Source organism: Desulfobacter sp. (assembly GCA_028768525.1).
In the GTDB taxonomy this organism is placed as follows: Bacteria; Desulfobacterota; Desulfobacteria; order Desulfobacterales; family Desulfobacteraceae; genus Desulfobacter.
Genome location: CP054837.1, coordinates 971,026 through 993,317 on the forward strand (window position 1 = coordinate 971,026; position 22,292 = coordinate 993,317).

The window sequence follows — 22,292 nt, forward strand, 5'->3', positions numbered from 1 at the left end:
CATTCCGGATCGCCTTGCGGCCGGGCTCATCCCACCGGCCAGGCTGGAACAGAATAAAGGTGGTGACGGGTTCAGTCGAATGGATGACGGTTTTACCCCCGCTGGCGCCGGGCCTCGTACATGGCAATTCCCCCGGCAACGGATGCATTCAGAGAATTGACCGCTCCGGCAATGGGAATGGAGAGGATAAAATCGCACTCCTTCCGGACACCGGGGCGCAGCCCCTTGTGCTCGCCGCCCACCACCAATGCCAGGTCGCCGGTGAGATCGGCCTCAAACAGCCCCCTGTCGCCTCCGGCATCCAGGCCGGAAATCCAGGCCCCTTTTTCCTTCAAATCCCTCATAAAGGCAGCCAGATTGGTGGCCACATAGATCCGGGCATGTTCCATGGCCCCGGCGGAACTTCTGGAAACCCCCGGGGAAGGCTGGGCTGACCGGTCCTTGGGAATCACGATGTAATCGGCCCCGGCGCACAGGGCCGTACGCACCAGTGCCCCCATATTGTGGGGATCTTCAATGCTCTCCAGAATCAGAATAAAAAACGGATCGTCCTGGGAACGCGCCCTGAGGGCTCCCCATATGTCCCCGGCCGGCTTTACCGGAAAATTGGAAACCTTTGCACAGATGCCCTGGTGGTTGCCGCCCCCGGCAATTTCATCCAGTTCCTCCGGAGAAAGGGTCCGGATGGGTATGTTTTTGCTGCGGGCCAGTTTTGCGGTTTTCTCCATCCGCGGATCGGACCGCCGGTTTGAAAAAATGAGGGCGTCAAAACGGCGGCGGCCGGCCTGGAGCGCCTCGTATACGGAATGAAACCCGTAGAGGATTTCGCCTTTATGGGGCCGCCCGGCGCGGCCGGCCTTTCCCGGTCCCTTCCCTTTATCGCTTTTCCTATTGCGCACCATTATGCCTCCCCAAGGGCCTGGGCAAAGATATCGCTCAAGGCATCCACGGCGTCTTCCAGACGGTCATTGACCAGGACATGGTCGTACCCATTCCTCTGTTCCATCTCCCCCACGGCATTGTCCAGACGCCTGCGGATGACTTCGGGGCTGTCCGTGCCCCGTCTCAGCAGCCGCTCTTCCAATGCCTCCAGGGAAGGGGGCATAATGAATATGGAAACCGGATCTAAATCGGTTTCCATTATCTGCTGCCCCCCCTGGACATCGATATCCAGAAGAATACTGTTGCCCGCGTCCAGCTGCTCCTGAACAAAGGGCTTGGAGGTGCCGTAGTAATTGTCATGGACCTTGGCCCATTCCAGCATCTGGCCGCTGTCGATGAGGGCCTTGAATGTGGTCTTATCCGTAAAAAAATAATCGGTTCCGTGAACCTCCCCTTCCCGGGGGGGACGGGTGGTGTGGGAGACGGAATAGGAGAGCCGGCTGAACCGCTTGAGGATCTGCCGGACCAATGTGGTTTTTCCCGCCCCCGAGGGGGCGGAGACGATAAATAACCTGCCTCTGGCTACCATGAAAATATATCCTTAACTGCCTGGGTGTTGCCTGATCCCGCCGGTCCGGATCAGCCTTGTTCTTTCCCCTTGCCCCTGGGGGCCTCATCCTCGGCCTCCTGATGGGACAGCGCTTCGAACCGGGATGAAATGGTTTCCGCCTGAATGGCGGAGAGAATCACGTGGTTTGAATCGGTAATGATAATGGCACGGGTCTTCCGGCCGTGGGTCACATCCACCAGCCGGCGGTCATCCCTTGCCTCGTCCTTCACCCGTTTCATGGGGGATGAATTGGGGGACAAAATAGCCACCACCCGCTCCGCCACCACGGTGTTACCGAACCCTATATTTAAGAGTACCTGCTCCATATCCCTCCCCTATTCTATGTTCTGTACCTGTTCACGGATTTTTTCAAGTTCTGATTTAAGATCCACAACGGCATGGGAAAGCTGGGGATTCCCCGCCTTTGAGCCGATGGTGTTGAATTCCCGGTTGAACTCCTGGATCAGAAAATTGAGCTTCCTGCCCTGGGACGCTTCTGCATCCATAATTTCCCGGAACAATTTAACATGGCTGTGGATCCGGACGATTTCCTCGGAAACATCGCTTTTATCCGCCAGGATGGCCACTTCCTGGGCCAGGCGGACCGGGTCGATCTGGTCCGCATCTTCGGTCAAAGCGGCCAGCCGTTCATTGAGCCTGGCTTTATAGGTTTCAGGCACCGAGGCGGCCAGTTTTTCAATGGTCTCCATCCGGCCCTCAATATCCGCCAGACGGGCGCTGAGGTCCTGGTAGAGGTTTTCCCCCTCCCGCCGGCGCATGGTATCCAGTTCCTTTGCAGCCGTGCCCACAGCCTGGACCAATACCTGCTTTAGGGCATCCTGATCCACTTCCCGTTTGGCCGCCGTAATCACCTGTCTTGCCCCCAGCACCGTATCCAGGGGGATATCCGATGACAGCCCCAGGGCAGACTGGACCTGGGACAATGCCTTGTAATAGGCACGGGCCTTGATCTCATCCACCTCAAAGAGATCCTGGTCTTCTGCGGTATCCGCCAGATTCACCCGCACTTCCATGCGGCCCCGGGCGTGGTGCCTGCCGATTTCCCGTTTGATATCCTCCTCAAAAGGCTGGCAGGATTCAGGCAAATGGACGGCAAAATCCAGATATCTGGAATTATATGAACGTATGGTCAAATCCGCCGTCAGTGTACCCACCTGGGCGGAAGCCTTTGCAAAGGCGGTCATGCTTTTTATCATTTATGAATCCTTAAATTTACGGATCTTTTGTACATCGTTATTTAACGGCCTTGAGATCCAGCAGGTATTTTTGCCGCACCTGGCCCAGAAATTGAAAAACAGCTTGGGAGGCATAATCCGGATAGGTCCACTCCAGGGATTTAAACCCCTCCTTGGTATACATCAGGGTCAGGTCCGCATATATCTGTTTTCCGATATAAATCCTGTGGGAGTAATCTTTACCCGTTGCCAGAATGAACCGCGAGGGCAGCAGGTATCCCGGATCAATATTGATCTGCCGGAGGGTACCGCCACTGAGGAACTGCTGTTCCAGGGCATTGGTGGCCAGTTTGACCCCGGACAGGTCCTCCTGGGCCATCAAGGGCTTGAAAGCAACCAGCCGCCGGTACAGGGGCGTCCCCATTTCTTTATAATAATAGTCGGTAAAATCAAAATCAAGCCACCTGGACATGAGGTCCACGGGCCCGCCGATCGCTTCCAGGCTGTCAAAAATACGGCCGAACAAGGCTTTGTCCTTCATAAAGACAGAGACCACTAACTTGGCCGGATCCGGCGGTTTGGGCGTACTCATCCTTACACCGGCTTGGCCTCTTCAATGAGCATGATGGGGATATCATCCTTAATCTCATACACGAGGGAACAGGCATGGCACACCAGGCCGTCTTCTTTCTCCGTGAGTTCAACTTCCCCCTTGCATTTGGGGCAGACCAGTATTTCAAGCAATTCCTTTGAAACGGCCATGGCAATTCTCCTTAGTTACTCTGCAAAAACGGGTTTTCCCGTCTGCATGGATTGTAATTTATAATAGGCCCCTTTCCGGGCCATAAGTTCGTCATGGGTCCCCTCCTCGGCGATACTGCCGTTTTTCAGCAGGATGATCCGGGAGGCATAATCAATGGTGGACAGACGGTGGGCAATGACAAATGAGGTCCGCCCCTTCATCAAATTTTCCAGGGCCTTTTGCACCACTTTTTCGGCCTCTGAATCCAGGGCCGAGGTGGCCTCGTCCAGGATCAGCACAGGGGCATTCTTGATCAAGGCCCGGGCAATGCAGAGCCGCTGCTTTTCGCCGCCGGAAAGCCGGGAGCCCAGTTCCCCGATCACCGTGTCGTATCCCTTGGGAAATCCCATGATAAACTCATGGGCATAGGCGGCCTTTGCCGCCGCCTCGATGTCCGGGTCCGTGGCGTCCATCTTTCCATACCGGATATTTTCCCGGACGGTCTCGTTGAAAAGGATGGGCTCCTGGGTCACAATGGAAATATGGTCCCGCAGGGAGGCCACGGTCAAATCCCTGACATCCTCTCCGGCAATGGTCACCCGCCCCGAAGTCACATCATAAAGCCTGGGGATGAGGTTCACCAGGCTGGTCTTGCCCCCCCCGCTCATGCCCACCAGGGCCAGCACCTCACCCGGTGCCGCCTTGAGGCTGATACGGTCCAGGGCAGGCGGCTCCGCCGGGTTGTAGGAAAAGGTCACCTCCTCAAAGGCCACTTCGCAGACACCGGCGTCCAGCACGCGGGCCCCGGGTTTTTCCGGGATAACATCCTCCTCTTCCAGCACATCGAATATCCGTGTGGCTGCGGCAATGCCTTCCTGGATGGTATTGTTAAGGTTGGACAATTTTTTCACGGGATCGTAGAGCATCATTACGGCGGTGAGAAAGGAAAAGAACACACCGGGGGTGGAGGTGCCGTTGATCACCCGCATTCCGCCGAACCAGATGATAAAGGCGATCCCCAGCCCGCCCAAGAACTCCATCACCGGAGAAGACAGGGCCCGTGTCATGACCTTTTTCATTTCAAGGCGGAAAAGCTCGGCGGTCTTTTCATGGAACCGTCCCTTTTCAAACCCCTGGAGGTTGAATATCTTAATGATCTTGGCCCCGGAAAAGGTTTCGTGGAGGAACGCATTGAGGTCGGCCATGGTCTCCTGGGAGCCGGTGGAAAAACGGCGGATTCGCCGGCCGAATACCACAATGGGATAAAATGCCAGGGGCAGGACAATAAAGGCCCCGCAGGCCAGCTTCCAGTCCCGGTAGAAAATCACGCATAAAAAGGCAACCACTGAGAAAGAATCCCGGAACAGGCTGATCACGGCCGTGGAGACCATCCCCTTGACGATGTTCACGTCATTGGTGATCCTGGACATGAGCGCCCCTGTTTTTTCCTTGTGGATGTAACTGATGGGCAGGTCGGTTATCTTTTCATATAGGCTGTCCCTGAACTGGCGGATGATCCGTTCCCCGATGAAATTCATCAGATATTCAGACCCGTAGGACCCGGCCCCTTTAAGGAAAAAAACAAGGACGGCCAGCCCGGGGATAAGCAGCAGCATCTCCCGGTCCCTGGCAATGAATATATCATCCATTACCGGCTTTACCAATAGGGCCATGGCGCCGTTGGCACCGGCCACCACCACCATGCACAGGGCCGCCAGCACCAGCCGTTTCCAATGACAGATGACCATGTCGGTTATTTTTTTCCGGCGGGACTGGGACAATCCGGCAGAGGGTGTTTTCATCCGTGGGACTCGCTTTCTTTCTATTGTCAATTTCAGAAAAACATGAGAGCATAAGCCCCCATGAAAAAGAACCATTATATACTCAATTTTTTGAGATTTTACAATATCCTCTGGCAGGCCGCCCTGCCTTTTTTAAGGTATAACAAGCGGCTTGCCCCCACCTTTGACCGGCGGACAGGGACGGATCACCTTCCCCCTGCGGATATCTGGATACAGGCCGCTTCCGCAGGGGAATCCTTTCTGGCATTGTCAATTTTACGCCAGATGGCGCCCGCCTGCAGGGTGACGGTACTCTTGACCAGCACCACGGACCAGGGCCTTGCCATCCTTAAACAGGGGCTGGCAGAGCCCCCTCTCCATCCCCACATCCGGACGGTCCTGGAGGTGTTTCCCTTTGATATGCCCCAAACCGTCAACTTGGCGGTCCGCAGGGTGAACCCCTGCGTTATGGTCTTGCTGGAAACCGAACTCTGGCCGGCCCTGCTCTATGCCCTCAAAAAGAACCAAACCCGGATCCTGGTCCTCAACGCAAGGATGTCGGCAAAAAGCATGCGCAATTACGGGCTTACAAAAAAGCTGTGGCGCCCCCTGGCCCCGGACCTGGTATTGGCCACCTCGGCCCGGGACACGGCCCGCTACGCACAGGTATTTCCCCACACCCCTTCGGCGGCCATGGACAATATTAAATTCGACATCATGGAAACACCGGAACAGCCCCCGTCAGCTATGGACCGGTTGCTCCCCGGTGACATGCCCCTCTCCATTCTGGCCTCGGTGAGAAGGCAGGAAGAACCGGAGCTGCTCAGAATGATCCTGCGGCTAAAAGACCACTACCCAGACCAGGTCATTGCCGTTTTTCCCAGGCATATGCACCGCATCGCCCCCCTGTTCAAACAGATGAAAAAACAGGGACTGGCACCGGTTCTCGGTTCCAAACTCACCGCCCCCCTCACCGGCCCCGGCATCATTCTCTGGGACCGGTTCGGGGAATTACGGGCCGCATACGGCCGGGCATCCTCGGTTTTCGTCGGGGGCAGCCTGCGTCCCCTTGGGGGCCAGAATTTCCTTGAACCGGCGGTGCTTGGCGTCCCCACGGTGATCGGGCCCCACTGGGAGGATTTTGCCTGGGTGGGGGAAGATATCTTTAAAACCGGTGGTGTCACCCGCTGCAAAAACTGGGCGGTGGTCGCTGAGACAATGGCCGATCAGCTGAAATCGCCACCGGACAGAACCCTGCTTAAACAAAAAACATCCGCCTATATCCGGACCCGGCGGGGAGGGTCAAAAAACGCCTGCAGGGCCATTGCCAGCGCACTGGCAGCCAAAAGAGGGGCCCCCCTGTAATTTTACCTTGATTTTTAACCTCACATTTCCTATTAAGCTCCTATCCAGGTGCCGATATACGGCTCAAAAGGGAATCCGGTGAGATCCCGGAACGGACCCGCCGCTGTAAATGGGGACGACCGCTGCAACCAGCCACTATTTGTTTTTAAGACCTATGGGAAGGCGCAGCCATTAGGATGATCCATCAGTCAGAAGACCTGCCTGGAAAACTATATGGCTTGCTGTGGGTGGTACCAGGGCAGGCAGAGATCCAGGTTAAGAAAAGGGATACCCCGGATCGATTGAGCAATCAATCGATCCGGGGTTTTGTTTTTTTAATGCAAATTATCAAGAGAGGTTATGTATCATGATCAAACGATTTAAACACGCAGCACTGCTCACACTTGTCGCCGCTCTGGCCCTTGCCTATGCCGGAAATGCCTTTGCCGGCCACCACGGCGAAGCAAAAGAAAAAAAAACAGGCATCCTCCTGGTGGCCTTCGGCTCCAGTGAAGCCAGTGCCCAGGTATCCTTTGAAAACATCGGCAAAAGGGCCAAAGCCGCCTACCCCGACACCCCGATCTTCTGGGCTTACACTTCCCACATCATCCGCCACAAACTGGCCAAAGCAGGCAAACGCCTTGACTCCCCGGAAGTGGCCCTGGCCAAAATGGCCGACCAGGGATTCACCCATGTGGCGGTACAAAGCCTTCACACCATCGTCGGTGCCGAATACGATGACCTTAAAAAAATCGTCGGCGGCTTCAAGGACATGGGAGCCTTTGAAAAGATCATGTTAGGCTACCCCCTCATGGCCACCCAGGCTGATATGGAACGGGTGAAAGCAGCCATTCTCAAGTCCATCCCCAAAGCCAGAAAAGCCAACGAGGCCGTTGTTCTCATGGGCCACGGCACCCATCATCCGGCCAATGCCTTTTACGCCGCCATGATGTTCCAGCTCCAGCTTTCCGACCCCAACATCTTTGTGGGCACGGTTGAGGGCTACCCCACAGTCGAAGATATCACCGGCTGGCTCCAGGCCAAAAACATTAAAAAGGCCTGGCTCATGCCCTTCATGTCCGTGGCCGGAGACCATGCCAAAAACGATATGGCCGGCGAGGAAGAAGACTCCTGGAAATCCATCCTTACTGCCGCCGGCATCAAATGCGAAACCGTACTCAAAGGTACTGCAGAATACGATGATTTTGTCGACATCTGGGTGGACCACATCAACGGCCCCCTCGGCCACTTTTAGTATCATCGCATAAGATTCAACCACACCAAAGGCAGCGGAGTTTAGACGTCCGCTGCCTTTTTTATTCCCCTGCACCACTGCTAAAACAGCGGAGTTCATATTTTTCTTGTCACCCTCTCTTAAACTCTGCTACCCTGAACTGCATATCAATGGACCCGGAAACTTAATAATGCTCTACCAGCATAACCTTTCACTGCCATGGTGCCATGAAAAAAGTTTTCTCTCTTTGTCTTTGTCTTCTTCTGCCGGCTTTAACGGCCCTTGCCGGAGAAGATACCCTACTCATCACCACCAATGAGGCACCCCCCTATTCCGGCACAAGCCTCAAAAACCAGGGGGTCTCCATTGAAATTGTAAAACAAGCCTTCAAGAAAAGCGGATATAAGGTCCAAATACGCTTTTTCCCATGGAAAAGAGCGCTTCAAATGACCAGAAAAGGACTTTGCGACGGCATTACGCCAATCTGGTTTACAGAAAAAAGAACCCAATGGCTCAACTATTCAGACCGCCTGCATACCCCAAGTCTTATCGGCATGTATGCGCCGTCCGGCACCACCGCTGTTATAAAAACATACAGGGACCTGAGGCCCTATCATATCGGATATGTCATGGGATATGCCTATGATCGGACATTTTACGACAACCTGCCTGATTTTGCTGCCATATATTTTTACTCCCCCTTTGACCTTATGAAGGCGCTGGTCAGCGGAAAAATTGAGCTGGCCGTAATGGAAAAGCATCAGGGGGCTTATTTCCTGCATAAAAAATTTCCTGATAGCAAAAACAAATTCAGATTTCTGGAACCGGTCATCGAAAAACGGATGCATTACCTGGCCATATCCAAAAAAACAGAGAACAGCAATTTAAAGCTGGAAGCCTTCAACAAGGGGCTGGCCGCATTGATCAAGGAAGGTACCCTAAGGAAAATTCTGGCCGCACATCATTTTGAAAAAATGTAACCCGCCGCCCAGAACCATAAAACCCCTGTTTCCCAGCACTGAGCATATGACTCGTATGGCTGGGAAACAGGGGCCTTGTATTAAAAAAGCTCTGCCATAAGAACAGAGCTTTTAATTTTTTGGTAGCGGGGAAAGGATTTGAACCAATGACCTTCGGGTTATGAGCCCGACGAGCTACCAGACTGCTCCACCCCGCAACAACGGAATTTAATATAGGGGAAAAGGGATTTTGAGTCAAGCTTTTTATCACAAAAACCCGACGAGCTGTACCACAGAAACACCACATCTCACTATAATGGACTGTTTTTATAAGACAAATAAGCAAAGCAACTTTTTAACACAATCTTAAAATTATGGTACAATGGCTTTTCCCTGCCTAACATTGTTCAACAACAAAACACCATTTTCAATACGTTCAATTCATTCATTATATTCATTGATGAAAGGAAAAAGTGGTACAAAAACGGTACAAAGGTGGTACAATTTTTAATCCACCAGAACCTCAAAATCCTAAAACCCACTGAGTGTCCATCCACCCTACCCTACACCCGATATCTGTCCCATAGGTTCCGTTGTCACCATAACACCACAAAAGTACCTTGAACCCTTATTGGACAAGTGTAATGGTTGTTCCTCCCCTACCCCTCCGGTTGTAACAGGCGGAGCCCTAAAATTTCATGCCCTCAGGTTTTATCAACATCTTAAATCCTGGTAAAAATCCTTAAAAGCATTGAACTGGCCATGGTTATGTTCTATCTTTGTGTATCATTTTCAATATCGGTACAGGCTCAGGAGTTGTTGATATGGCAGATGAAGTACCAGCTCAAAATCCAATAAACATCCTTCTAATTGCCCCTCACGGAGTAGAGGACCCTCCATTAGATGATATTAATACAGCACAATTAACCTGCTACATTAAGGACCACCTGGGATGTGATGCCATAATCAATATGGAGTACCGCAAACCAACAGGGTCAAAAAAAGAAAAGAGAAACAATCGCATCCCCAGTGTTAAGGCCAAAGTTCTGGACCTCAACAAGGTTCACCAGGCAAAGCAGCATCCAACTTTCATTCAGGAAATTAAAGATGTAGTTGAAAAGGATGGAACCACCTACGTTTTCTGGATACACGGCATTCATAACGACCATATTAAAAAAGGTATTGATTGCTATATCGGATGTGGTCAGCCTGACACCAAATCAAAAATAAAAACTGAGACAGAAGAAAGGTACACCGCTAAAAAGAAAATCAGGGATGGGATTTTAACCCACCTGAACAACCAAGGAATACGGACGATACATGCCCCAGAAGACAGCAAATACCGGGGTTGGAAGACAACCTATATGAATCAGTGGTTCAGGCTTGAAAGTTATACCTTGGAGCAAGTCCAGTCAATTCAGTTGGAATTCCGACACAAGGGTGTTCGTAGCGGAGGCTCTCTCCAACCCGCATCAAAAAAAATTGCCGCCGCCATATCAGCCCTTCTCGCCCCCTCCACCGAACCGGAAGTTGTCGATGAAGGACCTGCCAAAGAATTGGTTGCCATGGACGGTGTGGACGATGAAAAAGTTGAAAAAGCATACGAGCACCTGAAAACGATATTCGTCAAACACTTCCAAAATGCCATGCTGGAATGTGGGCAATACCTCATCGAGGCCTTCTATGGTGGGGATTATATCCTGGCCCAGGAAAAGAAATTCACGGGCAACAAATCCCTATCCAAATTGATAAAACGGATACAGGAAGATTCACAGGAAAAAGGAGATGCGCCTTCCCGTACCTGGCTTTATGATGCTGTCAATCTTGCCATCGACAACCACCTTTATGAACAAAAAATCCTACCATCCGTATACGGACAGTTGGGCCACAGCCATAAAGTTAATCTTACCAGTGCTCCGAATGAGGACGTCAAAAAAGCCCTTGTGGAAGAGACTGTCAGGGAGAAACATTCCGTCGCCCGGCTCCGAGAGCGCATTAGGGAAGAAAAGCAGAAACTGAATTCCACCCACATTTCCTTGAAAGAAATTATGTCAATTGACTGGCTAATGAGACTCACCCCGAAGCAGTTGGAGAAAATTAAAACAAAAACCATAGCAATGGAAACTGATCAGCGTCATTTATAATTCCCGCCAAACGACAATTAAAATTCCCGAAATTTAAGAATCAAAAAAAATGGTAGAAACATCCAAATTGAACAGAAGGAGAGATTTGGATGGTAACGGACCAGCAAGTGAGGAGGTTGTTCAAGTTGATTCAGTCAGAGAAGAGTTTCGGGATAGCAGCAATGAAAGCTGGAATGGATGAAAAAACAGCTCGAAAGTACCGTGAACACGGGAAGTTGCCGAGTGAACTCAAAACGGATCATACATGGCGCACACGCAAAGATCCGTTTGAGGAGACCTGGGATGGTATCAAAGGCATGTTGACCATAAATCCAGGTCTGGAGGCCAAGACACTGTTTGAGGATTTGCAACGCAGACACCCCGGCCGGTTCGCCGATGGACAATTACGGACCCTGCAACGGAGAATAAAGCAATGGCGTGCTACAGAGGGGCCGCCCAAAGAAATCTTTTTTGCTCAAATTCATAAGCCTGGCGAATTATGCCAGTCAGACTTCACCCACATGGATAAACTGGGCGTCACTATAGGCGGCGTCCCTTTTGACCACCTGATCTACCATTTTGTTTTGACCTATTCCAATTGGGAGACAGGTACAGTCTGTTTTTCAGAGAGTTTCGAAAGCCTGAGCCAGGGCCTGCAAAATGCCCTATGGGAACTTGGTGGTGTGCCGCAGCAACATCGCACCGATTGTCTGACATCCGCTGTTAACAAGGTAAGTCACCCTGAGGAGTTCACCAGCAGGTATCAGGATCTTGTTGACCATTACGGTATCATTCCTTGCAAAACTAACCCTGCCAGCCCCAATGAAAATGGAGACGTGGAGCAGCGCAATTATCGGTTCAAAAAAGCCGTTGACCAGGCCCTGATGCTGAGAGGACACCGGGATTTTAAAGACCGGGAAGAATATGACTTGTTCCTGGCCAAACTGTTCGCACAGCTAAATGCCGGTCGTAGGAAACGGTTTACACAAGAACTGGATCTCCTACACCGGTTGCCCAAACGCCGGCTTGATGCATGTAAAAAGATGGATTTAAAGGTTGGTCCCAGCAGTACCATTCGGGTCAATCACAACGTTTACTCTGTAGACAGCAGGCTCATAGGAGAAAATATCCAGGTCCGCCTCTACATGGAATGCCTGGAGGTCTGGTACGGCCAGAGAAAGGTCGATACTTTGCCAAGGTTGCGGGGTGAGGGCAAATATAAAATCAATTACCGGCATATCATTGACAGCCTGGTCAAAAAACCGGGGGCATTTGAAAATTATCGTTATCGTAATGCCATGTTCCCCACCAGCCGGTTCCGGATTGCCTACGATCATTTAAGAAAGCGTTATACCGTTAAAAGCTCAGCAGCAAGGTATCTGAAAATATTATACCTGGCAGCAAAGACAAGCGAGGTGGCAGTAGACAGCGCCCTGATGGTTCTAATAAACGAGGATCAGGAAATCAGCAAAGAGGCTGTTAAACGCCTTATTGAGTCCAACGCCTCTGTCAGCAGGCCGGATGATGTTCATATCCAGGCAGTTGATTTGACTCGTTATGACCAATTGCTCAAGGGGGTGGCGGCATGATCAATGATCGGGATCAGATAGACACCAATCTTAAAAGCCTCCATATGCCGACCATGCGCCGCAGTTATGAAGAAATGGCGGATCAGGCCAGGGCGGAGGCATGGGGATATGAAAAGTACCTCTTACAATTGTTGAGTCTCGAATGCGAAGTCCGCTGGCAGAACCGGATATCACGTAACCTGAGGGCATCCAAGTTGCCATCTTCCAAGACATTTGAGAATTTTGATAAAAAGCGCCTCCCCTTAAAGGTTGCCAATCATTTAAGTGTCCTGGTCAACGGCGCTTTTTTAGAGCGCTGTGAAAACATCCTGGCCTTTGGTAATCCGGGTAGCGGGAAAACCCATCTGCTCTGTGCCATTGGCCATGAATTAATTGCAAAGGGTAAGCAGGTTCTTTTTATCTCATGCAGTCAGCTCGTCCAGGATCTGCTGATTGCCAAAAGGGATCTTGAGCTAACCAAAAAACTCAAATCCCTCTCCAGGTTTGATGCTGTGATTATAGATGACATTGGGTATGTCCAACAAAGCCGGGGAGAAATGGAAGTGCTGTTTACCTTTTTGGCGGAACGGTATGAACAGGGCAGCCTGATGATCACGAGCAATCTTCCGTTCTCTAAGTGGGAACAGATTTTTAAGGACCCTATGACAACGGCAGCAGCCATCGACAGACTCGTTCATCACAGTATCATCCTTGAATTGAATGTGGAAAGCTATCGCATGGAACAGGCTAAAATGGAGGCCGAATAATGATCGAGACCAGATATACCAGGCAGGAGATTGTTGAGATTATTAAAATGATCCGACTGGATTTATACAATCGAGGCCTGAACTGCGGTGCCGGTGCTATCAGCAAGGAGATGGAAGCGGAAAATATTGAACCAATGCCGTCAGCAAGCACTATCGGACGGATACTATCGATAGAGGGCTTAACCCATGGAAGAACCGGGTTTTGTGATGGTAATTAAAAGGACTTTTTACCGGATTATAATGGGGGCCAGCCCCCAAACCCCCGGAGTTTAGCGCATTATAGACCAAAGTATGAGAGCAAAAAGCGAAAGGCCGTACGTGGAAAATACGGCCCCTCATACTTCAGTCACCTTCTCGGCGCTCAGGTTGCTCTCCAGCATAGCCTTATCCTCCGGAAGGATGGTCTTAAAAAACATAATCAGAATTGTTTTGCAAGTATTTTTTAATGAAATTAAATGGTTACGCAGGTTGGGGAACGGGAGTTTTAATTGTCGTTGAAGGAAAAAAATATTTGTCGTTGATCAGGAAACCAAAGCCCAGGAAGAATTAACCAGGTACCAAGGTAATTTAGACCTGATTGAGCAAGCTTTGAATGAAAAAAATAAAAGGAAAAAATCATGAGCGAAAATGAACAGGGAAAAAGGTTTGTGGATGTTTATTCTGATGACAAGTCCGTTGTTATGCGCCTCTGGGATGACGACAAAAAAATCTGCTATGTGACACTTCCAGTTAGGCCTGATGAAGAGAAATATTACGAGGCACCATCTGAAACAGGTGAAATGATTTCTGTTATTGAGCCAGATTTTCTTGATGATTTTGTTCCAGATTTACAGAATATCAGTTTTGATGAAATGAAAACCCCCAAAGAAATTATCATCTCACCATTTGAAAAAGCTGAACAAGGCAAAGGTATTTATATGGTGATAGGAGATGGAAAAGCCGAAATTAAGCTTTCTTTGAATGGAAAAGATACGGTTTTCGAGACATTTAATAATGTAGATGAATTAGACTCCTTTATTTTCAATCTTGAAAATGCCATCCGAGAGGTGCGTGAGGAGGATTAAAAAAAGCAGGCATGACTTGTAAGGTGGGATGGCTTACATAACTTCATCCCACCCAACTTAAATCCAATTTAGCCAGAATTGGCCTACTGTCATCAGCACCTGGGATAGATATCTAAAATAGGAGTATAACCACAATCAAGCTTTGCCAAAGTAAAGGAGGCCGCTATGGAATCAAATTGGAATTTGATTTTATTCTTTGTCATCCTTTTTTCCTGTCTCCTTCCCTTCCTCTACCGGACCGAATCAGAAGAAAACAAAAAGAAGTGGTATTGGCACTACCTTGAACGACTCTGTTACTTTTCAGGCTTAGAGTATTTCTTTCAAAAATTTTTCCCAGAGGAAACCAAATACAAATGGTATATCTCCTTTCCTGAAAGGCTGGTTCATTACTCTGGAATTAGATTTATATGGCGAAAATTTTTTCCAGCCAAAAAGGACAGGCACTTACCAACAGGATGGGTGTGGTTACTTGGTATATATTTTGCCGCCTATGCGTTCACCTCGCAGCGTTATGAAAGCAAACTTGAGAAAGTTGAATTTCGGTACAACACTTTTACCACACAGGTGGCTGCTGGAGCATCATTTAACAATCAAAGACTAATGAAGATTTTGGACAGCGATATTCCTGTCAAACCTGATATATTTGACCCATACAGCATATTCAAATCCTTTTACCTGAGGAGTAAGCCAGATAGCAAATACGGTTTTTCTGAAAAATTTTTTCACTCATATGACTATAAAAGTGCTTCTGCATTTCGGCACGAAATTATTTCTCAATGGATAGAAAAATTAAATAAAGCTAATTTTGAGGGAGCACAAATTGAAATGGCCAGTTTCAAAGGAGCACAACTTGAAAAGGCTAATTTTTTCAGAGCACAACTTGAAAATGCTGATTTTAGGGGAGCACAACTTGAGATGGCTAATTTTGAGGAGGCAAAACTTACAGGGTCTGTTTTTGAGGGAGCACAACTTAAAAGGGCGGATTTCGGTGGTACACAACTTGATAGGGCGCGTTTTACTGCCGCCATGCTTGAAAGGGCTTATTTTTTTGGCGCACAACTTGAAGAAGTTGATTTTTATGGAGCACAGCTTGAAAAAGCTTATTTCTTTTCTGCGAAGCTTAAGGGGGCTGTTTTTTTTGACTCAAAGCTTCGAAGTGTTGATTTCTATAGTGCCCAACTTGAAGGAGCTAATTTCGGTAGTGTAAAATTTTTAAAAGCAGAACAATTAATTAAAGCTGCAAATATTAAAAATATAATAAACTGCCCCCCTGAAATACTTGAAAAAATTATAGAATTAGGCTGTGAAGAAATGCTCAAAAAAAGACCTGATGAATGGTCTGATGAATTCAAAAAGCATCGTCAAAACCTAATTGAACAATGGGAAAAAGAAGAAAAGGGACAACTACAACAGGAATCGACATCATAACTTCATCCCACAAAGTTTTTCTTCAAGCAGTTCCCAGTCAGGCATGTATTTGGCGAGTTCCTGATAAAAAGCCTTGGAATGGTCCTTATGCTTGATATGAACCAGCTCATGGACAACGATATAATCTATCAGGGTAAAGGGTAGTTTTACGGCATCATAATTCAGGATGATTTCATTGTCCCTGGTACAGCTTCCCCAGCGTTTGGTTAATCTACGGAACTTCACAGCAGAAGGATATACCAGAATTGTCGTTTGGTGATTAAGCGGTCCTTCCAGCCTGGCTCTATATATGCTGGCTGGTGATGACTGTGGGTACCATTGGTAAATTGACGCATGACATGCGTCTGACTAACGTGCTTTAGCATTGGTTCTACTCCTGTTTGTTATGGTTAAAATGGATGCCCAAGGGGAGGGCATTTGGTCTGCTTTATCTGGCTCAGCCATAATCGATGGTAAAAAACAATGTTTGGTTTCTGCTTTAATGACAGGGAATCTGGATAAAAAAGGCACCCTATAAAGAATTGTCTGTATATGTGAATAAGGGTACTGAAAAGAAAGGGTGGTCGAGGCTATAAATTAGGCATTTTGGATACTTTTAGCTTCTAAGGGGTTATTTTCAGAATGTTTATCGCTTGTAGAAAAAAAGAATATCATGTAGTTTAATGCTTATATTAGATTCAAATTGAATCTAAATGCCCTATAAGTAATCCGACCTAAAATTTAGTCATGCGATGTCTCCAGAATACATAAGGTATTATATGGTTTTGAAGACCGGTATATAGAAAACAAAAATTCAAGGAGAGCCCATGGGAATTAAATTGAAAATCGGAATGTTGATGGCGTTGTCAATTCTAACAATGTTGATTATTGGTGGAGGTGCCTTTTGGGTTATATCATCGGTAGCTGATAGTTCAGATAAGATTGTGTCTGCTTTTGGAAAAGTGAATGGTATGATTCCCAAATTGCAGGACTCAGGGAAAAATGTTTCTCTTACTCTAAATGCAGATAGAGATGCTTATCAGGCATATGTTGCCCAATTAGAGGCAAAAGGGACACACGATGCCGAGGGTATAAACAAAGCGGATGCAGGTAATCTGGAAAATATCCAGCAGGTTCATGACCGGATTAAAAGCGCTTCAGCAACCTTTAGCAAAGAAATGCTTAACACCTATGATAAATTCCAAAAATTGTTTCCCCAATGGCAGGAATTGAGTCGAAAAACGATTGCTCTGTGCCATGAATACAGTGAAACCTATCGTAGCCGTGAGGAAGTTATAAAGACTGCCGAAAAAGCATTTTCGTCAATGCGAACATTGATGAATGATATCACAGAGATGTTTGAAGCGAAAATAGCCTCTTCCCCTGAAAACAATCTGAACTACGCAACAGCGGTTAATTTTGTGGTCAACGCGGATCGGGATGCCTACCAGGCGATGGAGGCAAGAATACGGGCAATGATTGCGGAGGATTTAAAAGCCCTTGATTCTTATGACTCCGATAACGCAGAAAACATTGAACAGGTTAGCGAACGGATGGAGGAGGCTTCCGCAGAATATGATAAGGCAATGATGGATAAATACAATCAGTTTAAAGGGTTTTATGAAACCTGGAAAACTGCCAGTCGTGAAGCCATTAAGCTTAGCGGCACTTTAATGAAAAACCGCACCATGTTGTCCAAAGTTGAAACTGCTTCTTTGGGCAAGTTCGGTGAAACTCGTGACGTTATAGATACCATTGGGACTCAAAGTGATGAGTTGTCGCAGAGTTATATTTCGTTAGCACAGAAGGAAGCTGAAAAGGTTAACCGGCTGGCCAAAGAATCTAAAGATACGGTATCTTCAATGATAAAGGTATCCATCATATTCTTCATTGCAGTTTTATTGGTTCTTGTAGCTGTATCTGCTGTTGTGGTCGGGGCCCTAGTCAAACCAATAAATAATGCGGCTGACGGCCTTAGAGATATTTCAGAAGGAGAAGGGGATTTGACCACTCGCTTGACAGTCTCAACCAAAGATGAGGTCGGTCTGTTGTCAGAAAGTTTTAATAAATTTATTGAAAAACTACACCAAATGATAACAGATATAAAACAGGGTGTGGAAACCCTTTCATCATCATCAACAGAGATGGCTTCAATTGCTGATGACATGTCAAACAGTTCAGATCAAACATCACAGCGGGCAGATGCCGTTGCCGCCGCATCAGAGGAAATGAACTCAAACATGAGTTCTGTGGCAGCGGCAATGGAAGAATCCAGTATTAACCTGAATACTGTTGCCAGTGCTGCCGAAGAGATGAATTCAACCATAAACGAAATAGCCGGGAATGCAGAAAAAGCACGAAGCGTAACTTTGAATGCCGTGTCTAAGGCAGATGAATCCAGAACCATCATGGACGGATTAAGCGGATCTGCCAACGCCATCGGTAAGGTGGTAGAGACGATTACCGATATATCGGAACAGGTAAACCTTCTCTCTTTAAATGCAACCATTGAAGCTGCAAGAGCAGGAGAAGCCGGTAAGGGGTTTGCTGTTGTTGCAAACGAAATCAAAGATCTTGCTAAGCAAACATCCGAGGCATCTCTGGATATCAAAAACAGGATTGAGGATATTCAGCAAAGCTCAGCAAGCTCTCTAAACAGTATTGAAGAAATTTCCGAAGTAATTACAGATGTAAACGATATTGTTTCTACAATTGCCACGGCAGTTGAGGAACAATCCTCAGCAACAAGTGAAATCGCCCAGAATATTAACCAGGCATCCACCGGTATTGAAGAAGTCAACTCAAATGTTAACCAGAGTTCAGCTGTTTCAGCGGAAATTTCACAGGATATTACTGGTGTGAATGAGTCATCAAGAGAAATTGCAGAAAGGAGCAGTCAGGTCAAACTGAGTGCTGAAGACCTTTCGAAACTTGCTTCCAAACTTGATGAAATGGTTGGCCGGTTTAAAGTGTAACCTGATAGGGTTCATTTGCGGATATCGGTTTGGATTTAAGGCCCACCACAAGATTGCGGTTGGGCCTTATTCTTTAAAGGAAAAATTTTACATCTATTTTTCAAATCGGTGGATTTGCGATATGGTGCAAAGTAAGTTTAATTTCCAATAAATTGATTGCTGACACAAATTTTCAAACGTTACTGCAGTGTATATGGTAGGGTCAGCGAATTAGGGCAAATTCCAATGTTCATACAAAAAAGGTGTTTTTCAAATTAAAAAAGCTTATGGAATTCCACAGGAGGATGAGCGTTGAAAAAATTATCCCTGTTAACATTTTTTTTGTTTGCATTTATTTTAAATACGAATACCTATGCGGAAAAATTGACAATTTTTGCAGTTGATGAGCCTCCCAGTAGTTTTTTAAACGACCATGGTGAACCTGAGGGATTTTCAATTGATATTGTTCACGAAATTCAGCGGCGTATTAATAATTTTGATAAAATAAGAATTGTTCCCGAGATTCGAGCTCTTTTATGCAAAAAAGAATGTGAGAATAAGGTGTTAATAGGCTTTTCAAAAACACCATCGCGAGAAACTAAGTATCATTGGATTACGCTTCTCTTTCGTAAGTCATGGATACTGTATTCTAAAAACAATGCTGATTTTGAAATTAGTAATCTTGAGGATGCAAAAAAGGTTAAAGGAATCGGTGTAGTACGGGGAGATATTCGAGAGAACTATCTAAAACAACGGGATTTTAAAAACATTGTTGAAGTATCGACCCATGAACTTGCACTAAAAATGCTCTTAAAAAATAGAATACAATTATTCTTTTACGAACCACAAGGAGTATCTATTCTATTAAATAAATTAAAAATACCTAAAACAGAACTCAGAGTAATGTTAGACACTCATTCTTCAGAAGTATATATAATGATGCCCAGTCAAACGTCTATGGAGATAATAAGGAAATGGCGTATAGCTGCTGATCAGATGAAAGAAGATGGAACCTTCCAAAGCATAGTGGTAAAGTGGGAGAAGGTATTTAAACAATATGGAATTAATTACCGTTTTGATAAAGGGGTTTTGGACTTTCGACCATAGGGGCAAAATTTATATACAAATGATATGAGAACTCAAATGTCCACCCAACCACTACATCCTGAGGCTGAGCCTTCCTGTTGAGGTGTACATTTAATTCATTTATAGCCAACTTGCAGTATCATGGTCGCCCTTTGCCATTGCCGCCCCACCATATTATCTTGAACCCTTCTCGAGCATTAAAGGGCAAAAGCTACCAACCAAAATCTTCCCGTAGCATCATAGTCGAAAACTTAAAAATTCAAAAAAATTGGGGCTCTACCTCCCATTATCTATGAGTGAGGTCCTTTACCCATCTGGTATATTATAGGGGTACCCCTTTATCCATAGGCATTTCAGGCTTTAACCGATCAGCACAACACCCAGCATCCCCACCCGAAGTACCCCAACCCAACCCAGCAAAGTAAGCATCCATCCCCCTCCCCCTGGTCCTGTGAATCAGCGCGGAGAATCCATCCACCACCATAACAACAACGAGGGCTTGTCCATCCAGGGCAGACCCTTTCACATTTTAACCAAGGAGGTCATCATGAAGTCCATTAGCGACACCAGCATCATTAAGCAGTTCACCCGGCCACCAGATGGCAAGAGCCAGGCCGAAACCGGAAGCATTTCAACCTTCCCAACATCCCCTCTGGATATGCCGTCAGCAACGTTCGAGAGTTCATTGAAACGGCGGGAGGAGAACCATCGCAAGCTCATTCAATGGATAAGGAAGAATCTTGAACCAGATGTCCATTATGGCCGGATACACATTGCTGAAGACTGCTCTTATGCCAGGGCGGGCATCGCTCACCAGTGCCGGGATTTCGGTCATTATTCAGGGCTGACACTGTTCAAGGCCGGTGCCGAAAAGATACTGGGCGTTATGGGACTGACGGCGCACTTTCCGAACCTCTATCAATGGGAAATGGCTTGCCTACATAAACAAGAGATTACCCAGGTACTTCTGAAATGCGAGCTGAAGACGCACAACGGGACTGTGGTGGCAGAGGGCTCCGGTGCAAGGCACATACGCCAGGATGGGTGGAACTTGAACACCTCCATCAAGATGGCTCAGAAATCAGCAATGATTGACGCAACCATACGAGTGGCGGGCCTTACAGGTATTTTCATCAAAACAAATCGGCATACTGCCAGGAACAACCTTCCCTATGACGGCGTTCATTCTTACAACCTTCCCAGTGGGGAGCCTTGTCATCATTCTACCTACACCGATGCCAAACCAATCACCGAAAAGCAAAAGAGCCTGATTATACGGCTTGCCGGACGTAAAGGATTAACGACAGAAAGCCTGGAACGTCTGGTTCAAGAGCATTTCAGCAAATCAATGAAGGATTTGAGCCGTATAGAGGCCCATCAGTTAATCCAGCATATCAACGGCTGAAAACCAGCCACAACATAAGGATATTTTTCATGATTTACACACCATCAGCATCACAACTGGCAACCATTCCAACCCTGTATTCCACGGAGCATGTTCCAATCGAGGATAAGGTCATCCATGCTCACTTTTTCCTCAGGGATTCCCACTGGTTCATCACAGAATTTGACCAGGTAGATTTGATGTTCGGCTTCTGTATCCTAAATGGAGATATGGAAATGGCAGAGTGGGGTTATGTAGGCCTGGAAGAGCTGAAATCCATAAATATCCTGGGCATGTTCCAGGTTGAATATGATGTTCATTGGATGCCCAGGTCTGCCAAGGAGGTTGAACTTATCCAGAAAGGGCGGCGTTATGCGTAGGGTTCACAGCTATACCGTCGCCAAAGAAAATTTCTGGGAGATGCTTCATGCCAAACGTCATCATCATTGTCTTGAAATCACCTACAGAGACCGCTCCGGCAAATACACCCACAAACTGTCAGCAGGGTATGGCGATACCGTGGATGTTTATCGAGAAGGACCGGAAACGTATGTCCTGTCCCGCAACCACAGACACGGATATGTTGGCCTGGAGGTATTTGAGGGACCCGATAAAACCGGTGAAATATTTCTGGATGAGCAACAGGTCAAAGAAACGTTGAGACGCGATGATTTAGCCCCGTACACAATCATCAGACGGTTGCGTAGGCACATCATTTAATCCAATTAAACGACCCATAAATCAAGCATTAGAGGCCTTGCTGGGTATTCCAGTTAAGGTCTTTTTTTTATGCCTAAAATCAAGGAGGAACACAATGGAAACCACAACAAAATCATTCGAACGTGAGTGTCAAAAACACATGAGCAATCAAGGCATTACCAGCAAGGAAAAACTTCAGCACCAACTCCAGCAGATATTTGAACAGGCAGAACACCAGCAGGCGGCACTTATCGGCCTTTACAAGATGATTTTTCCCAACTGGGAGCGGATAGAACGATTGGAGGGGCATCCGGTCGTAGGACGGCACATGTGGCGGTACATTGCGAACCTGTTCATCGACTTTGACCAGCGCCATCATCCTAAAGTTTTCAAGGGCGGACTCTGGGTCAGCACCGGATTTTCTTCCAGCAATGAACTGGGACCGTGGGAAATTTCATTCGATCGGTGCCGGGTCATCTACACCTGAAACTT

At 47.5% G+C, this 22,292-nt stretch carries 23 protein-coding genes, 1 tRNA gene and 1 riboswitch; of the genes, 15 read left to right on the plus strand and 9 right to left on the minus strand.

All coding sequences use genetic code 11. The features are described from left to right. Positions 1-92: 92 nt before the first annotated feature. Genes rlmB through HUN04_04385 form a run of 7 tightly spaced genes read right to left on the minus strand, consistent with a single transcriptional unit; the run spans position 93 to position 5,232 of the window. A complete protein-coding gene (gene rlmB, locus HUN04_04355) occupies positions 93-902 on the minus strand; it encodes a 23S rRNA (guanosine(2251)-2'-O)-methyltransferase RlmB (protein WDP89005.1) in 810 nt (269 codons plus the stop codon). After that, the gene (gmk, locus tag HUN04_04360; GenBank protein WDP89006.1) at positions 902-1,471 is read right to left on the minus strand and encodes a guanylate kinase; all 570 of its coding nucleotides are present in this window, start codon (positions 1,469-1,471) and stop codon (positions 902-904) included. The genes rlmB and gmk overlap by 1 nt, the downstream gene beginning before the upstream one ends. A gap of 50 nt (positions 1,472-1,521) precedes the next feature. Then, positions 1,522-1,818 (minus strand): DUF370 domain-containing protein, encoded by a 297-nt coding sequence (locus HUN04_04365; GenBank protein ID WDP89007.1) that lies wholly within the window; start codon positions 1,816-1,818, stop codon positions 1,522-1,524. Between the two features lie 9 nt (positions 1,819-1,827). Next, positions 1,828-2,709: a YicC family protein gene (locus HUN04_04370; GenBank protein ID WDP89008.1), complete on the minus strand. Its 882-nt coding sequence runs from the start codon at positions 2,707-2,709 to the stop codon at positions 1,828-1,830. 37 nt (positions 2,710-2,746) lie between these two features. Continuing rightward, entirely contained in the window at positions 2,747-3,280 is a 534-nt protein-coding gene (locus tag HUN04_04375; GenBank protein WDP89009.1) for a DUF4416 family protein, read from the minus strand. Positions 3,281-3,282: 2 nt separating this feature from the next. Then, positions 3,283-3,450, minus strand: a complete 168-nt coding sequence (locus tag HUN04_04380; protein ID WDP89010.1) for a Trm112 family protein — start codon at positions 3,448-3,450, stop codon at positions 3,283-3,285. Positions 3,451-3,465: 15 nt separating this feature from the next. Then, positions 3,466-5,232, minus strand: coding sequence for an ABC transporter ATP-binding protein (locus tag HUN04_04385; protein ID WDP89011.1), 1,767 nt, complete (start codon positions 5,230-5,232; stop codon positions 3,466-3,468). 60 nt (positions 5,233-5,292) lie between these two features. Between HUN04_04385 and HUN04_04390 the strand changes: the two genes are divergently transcribed. The 3 genes from HUN04_04390 (at position 5,293) to HUN04_04400 (ending at position 8,769) form a co-directional block, all read left to right on the plus strand. Then, positions 5,293-6,576, plus strand: a complete 1,284-nt coding sequence (locus tag HUN04_04390; protein WDP89012.1) for a 3-deoxy-D-manno-octulosonic acid transferase — start codon at positions 5,293-5,295, stop codon at positions 6,574-6,576. Between the two features lie 29 nt (positions 6,577-6,605). Further along, positions 6,606-6,796: riboswitch (cobalamin riboswitch) on the plus strand. Between the two features lie 126 nt (positions 6,797-6,922). Further along, positions 6,923-7,810, plus strand: a complete 888-nt coding sequence (locus HUN04_04395) for a sirohydrochlorin cobaltochelatase (protein ID WDP89013.1) — start codon at positions 6,923-6,925, stop codon at positions 7,808-7,810. Positions 7,811-8,016: 206 nt separating this feature from the next. After that, the gene (locus tag HUN04_04400; protein ID WDP89014.1) at positions 8,017-8,769 is read left to right on the plus strand and encodes a transporter substrate-binding domain-containing protein; all 753 of its coding nucleotides are present in this window, start codon (positions 8,017-8,019) and stop codon (positions 8,767-8,769) included. Between the two features lie 120 nt (positions 8,770-8,889). Here the strand turns inward: HUN04_04400 and HUN04_04405 are convergent. After that, positions 8,890-8,966 (minus strand) — tRNA-Met (locus tag HUN04_04405). Between the two features lie 606 nt (positions 8,967-9,572). Here HUN04_04405 and HUN04_04410 point away from each other — a divergent pair. The 6 genes from HUN04_04410 (at position 9,573) to HUN04_04435 (ending at position 15,698) form a co-directional block, all read left to right on the plus strand. After that, a complete protein-coding gene (locus HUN04_04410) occupies positions 9,573-10,892 on the plus strand; it encodes a hypothetical protein (GenBank protein ID WDP89015.1) in 1,320 nt (439 codons plus the stop codon). Between the two features lie 128 nt (positions 10,893-11,020). Further along, complete coding sequence (locus HUN04_04415; GenBank protein ID WDP93156.1) at positions 11,021-12,460, plus strand: IS21 family transposase; 1,440 nt, start codon at positions 11,021-11,023, stop codon at positions 12,458-12,460. Further along, entirely contained in the window at positions 12,457-13,206 is a 750-nt protein-coding gene (locus tag HUN04_04420; protein ID WDP89016.1) for an ATP-binding protein, read from the plus strand. Before HUN04_04415 ends, HUN04_04420 begins: the two co-directional genes overlap by 4 nt. Beyond that, positions 13,206-13,424, plus strand: a complete 219-nt coding sequence (locus HUN04_04425; GenBank protein ID WDP89017.1) for a hypothetical protein — start codon at positions 13,206-13,208, stop codon at positions 13,422-13,424. Before HUN04_04420 ends, HUN04_04425 begins: the two co-directional genes overlap by 1 nt. Positions 13,425-13,823: 399 nt before the next feature. Continuing rightward, complete coding sequence (locus tag HUN04_04430; protein WDP89018.1) at positions 13,824-14,270, plus strand: hypothetical protein; 447 nt, start codon at positions 13,824-13,826, stop codon at positions 14,268-14,270. A 165-nt stretch (positions 14,271-14,435) separates the two neighbouring features. Continuing rightward, entirely contained in the window at positions 14,436-15,698 is a 1,263-nt protein-coding gene (locus HUN04_04435; protein ID WDP89019.1) for a pentapeptide repeat-containing protein, read from the plus strand. On the opposite strand, the gene HUN04_04440 is transcribed toward HUN04_04435, so the two are convergent. Next, positions 15,693-16,025 carry a M48 family metallopeptidase gene (locus tag HUN04_04440; GenBank protein WDP93157.1) on the minus strand — a complete coding sequence of 111 codons (333 nt, stop codon included), beginning with the start codon at positions 16,023-16,025 and terminating at the stop codon, positions 15,693-15,695. The two genes, HUN04_04435 and HUN04_04440, sit on opposite strands and share 6 nt — an antisense overlap. Before the next feature lie 479 nt (positions 16,026-16,504). Here HUN04_04440 and HUN04_04445 point away from each other — a divergent pair, with 479 nt between their 5' ends. The 6 genes from HUN04_04445 to HUN04_04470 all read left to right on the plus strand — a co-directional run bounded on the left by HUN04_04445 (position 16,505) and on the right by HUN04_04470 (position 22,287). After that, the gene (locus HUN04_04445; GenBank protein ID WDP89020.1) at positions 16,505-18,652 is read left to right on the plus strand and encodes a HAMP domain-containing protein; all 2,148 of its coding nucleotides are present in this window, start codon (positions 16,505-16,507) and stop codon (positions 18,650-18,652) included. A 291-nt stretch (positions 18,653-18,943) separates the two neighbouring features. After that, positions 18,944-19,738, plus strand: a complete 795-nt coding sequence (locus HUN04_04450) for a transporter substrate-binding domain-containing protein (protein WDP89021.1) — start codon at positions 18,944-18,946, stop codon at positions 19,736-19,738. Positions 19,739-20,264: 526 nt separating this feature from the next. Beyond that, on the plus strand, positions 20,265-21,122 hold the full coding sequence (locus HUN04_04455) for a hypothetical protein (protein ID WDP89022.1): 858 nt from the start codon (positions 20,265-20,267) through the stop codon (positions 21,120-21,122). Between the two features lie 29 nt (positions 21,123-21,151). Then, complete coding sequence (locus HUN04_04460) at positions 21,152-21,481, plus strand: DUF2958 domain-containing protein (protein ID WDP89023.1); 330 nt, start codon at positions 21,152-21,154, stop codon at positions 21,479-21,481. Further along, positions 21,474-21,821, plus strand: coding sequence for a hypothetical protein (locus HUN04_04465; GenBank protein ID WDP93158.1), 348 nt, complete (start codon positions 21,474-21,476; stop codon positions 21,819-21,821). Before HUN04_04460 ends, HUN04_04465 begins: the two co-directional genes overlap by 8 nt. Before the next feature lie 94 nt (positions 21,822-21,915). Continuing rightward, complete coding sequence (locus tag HUN04_04470; protein ID WDP89024.1) at positions 21,916-22,287, plus strand: hypothetical protein; 372 nt, start codon at positions 21,916-21,918, stop codon at positions 22,285-22,287. The last annotated feature ends 5 nt before the right edge of the window (positions 22,288-22,292 follow it).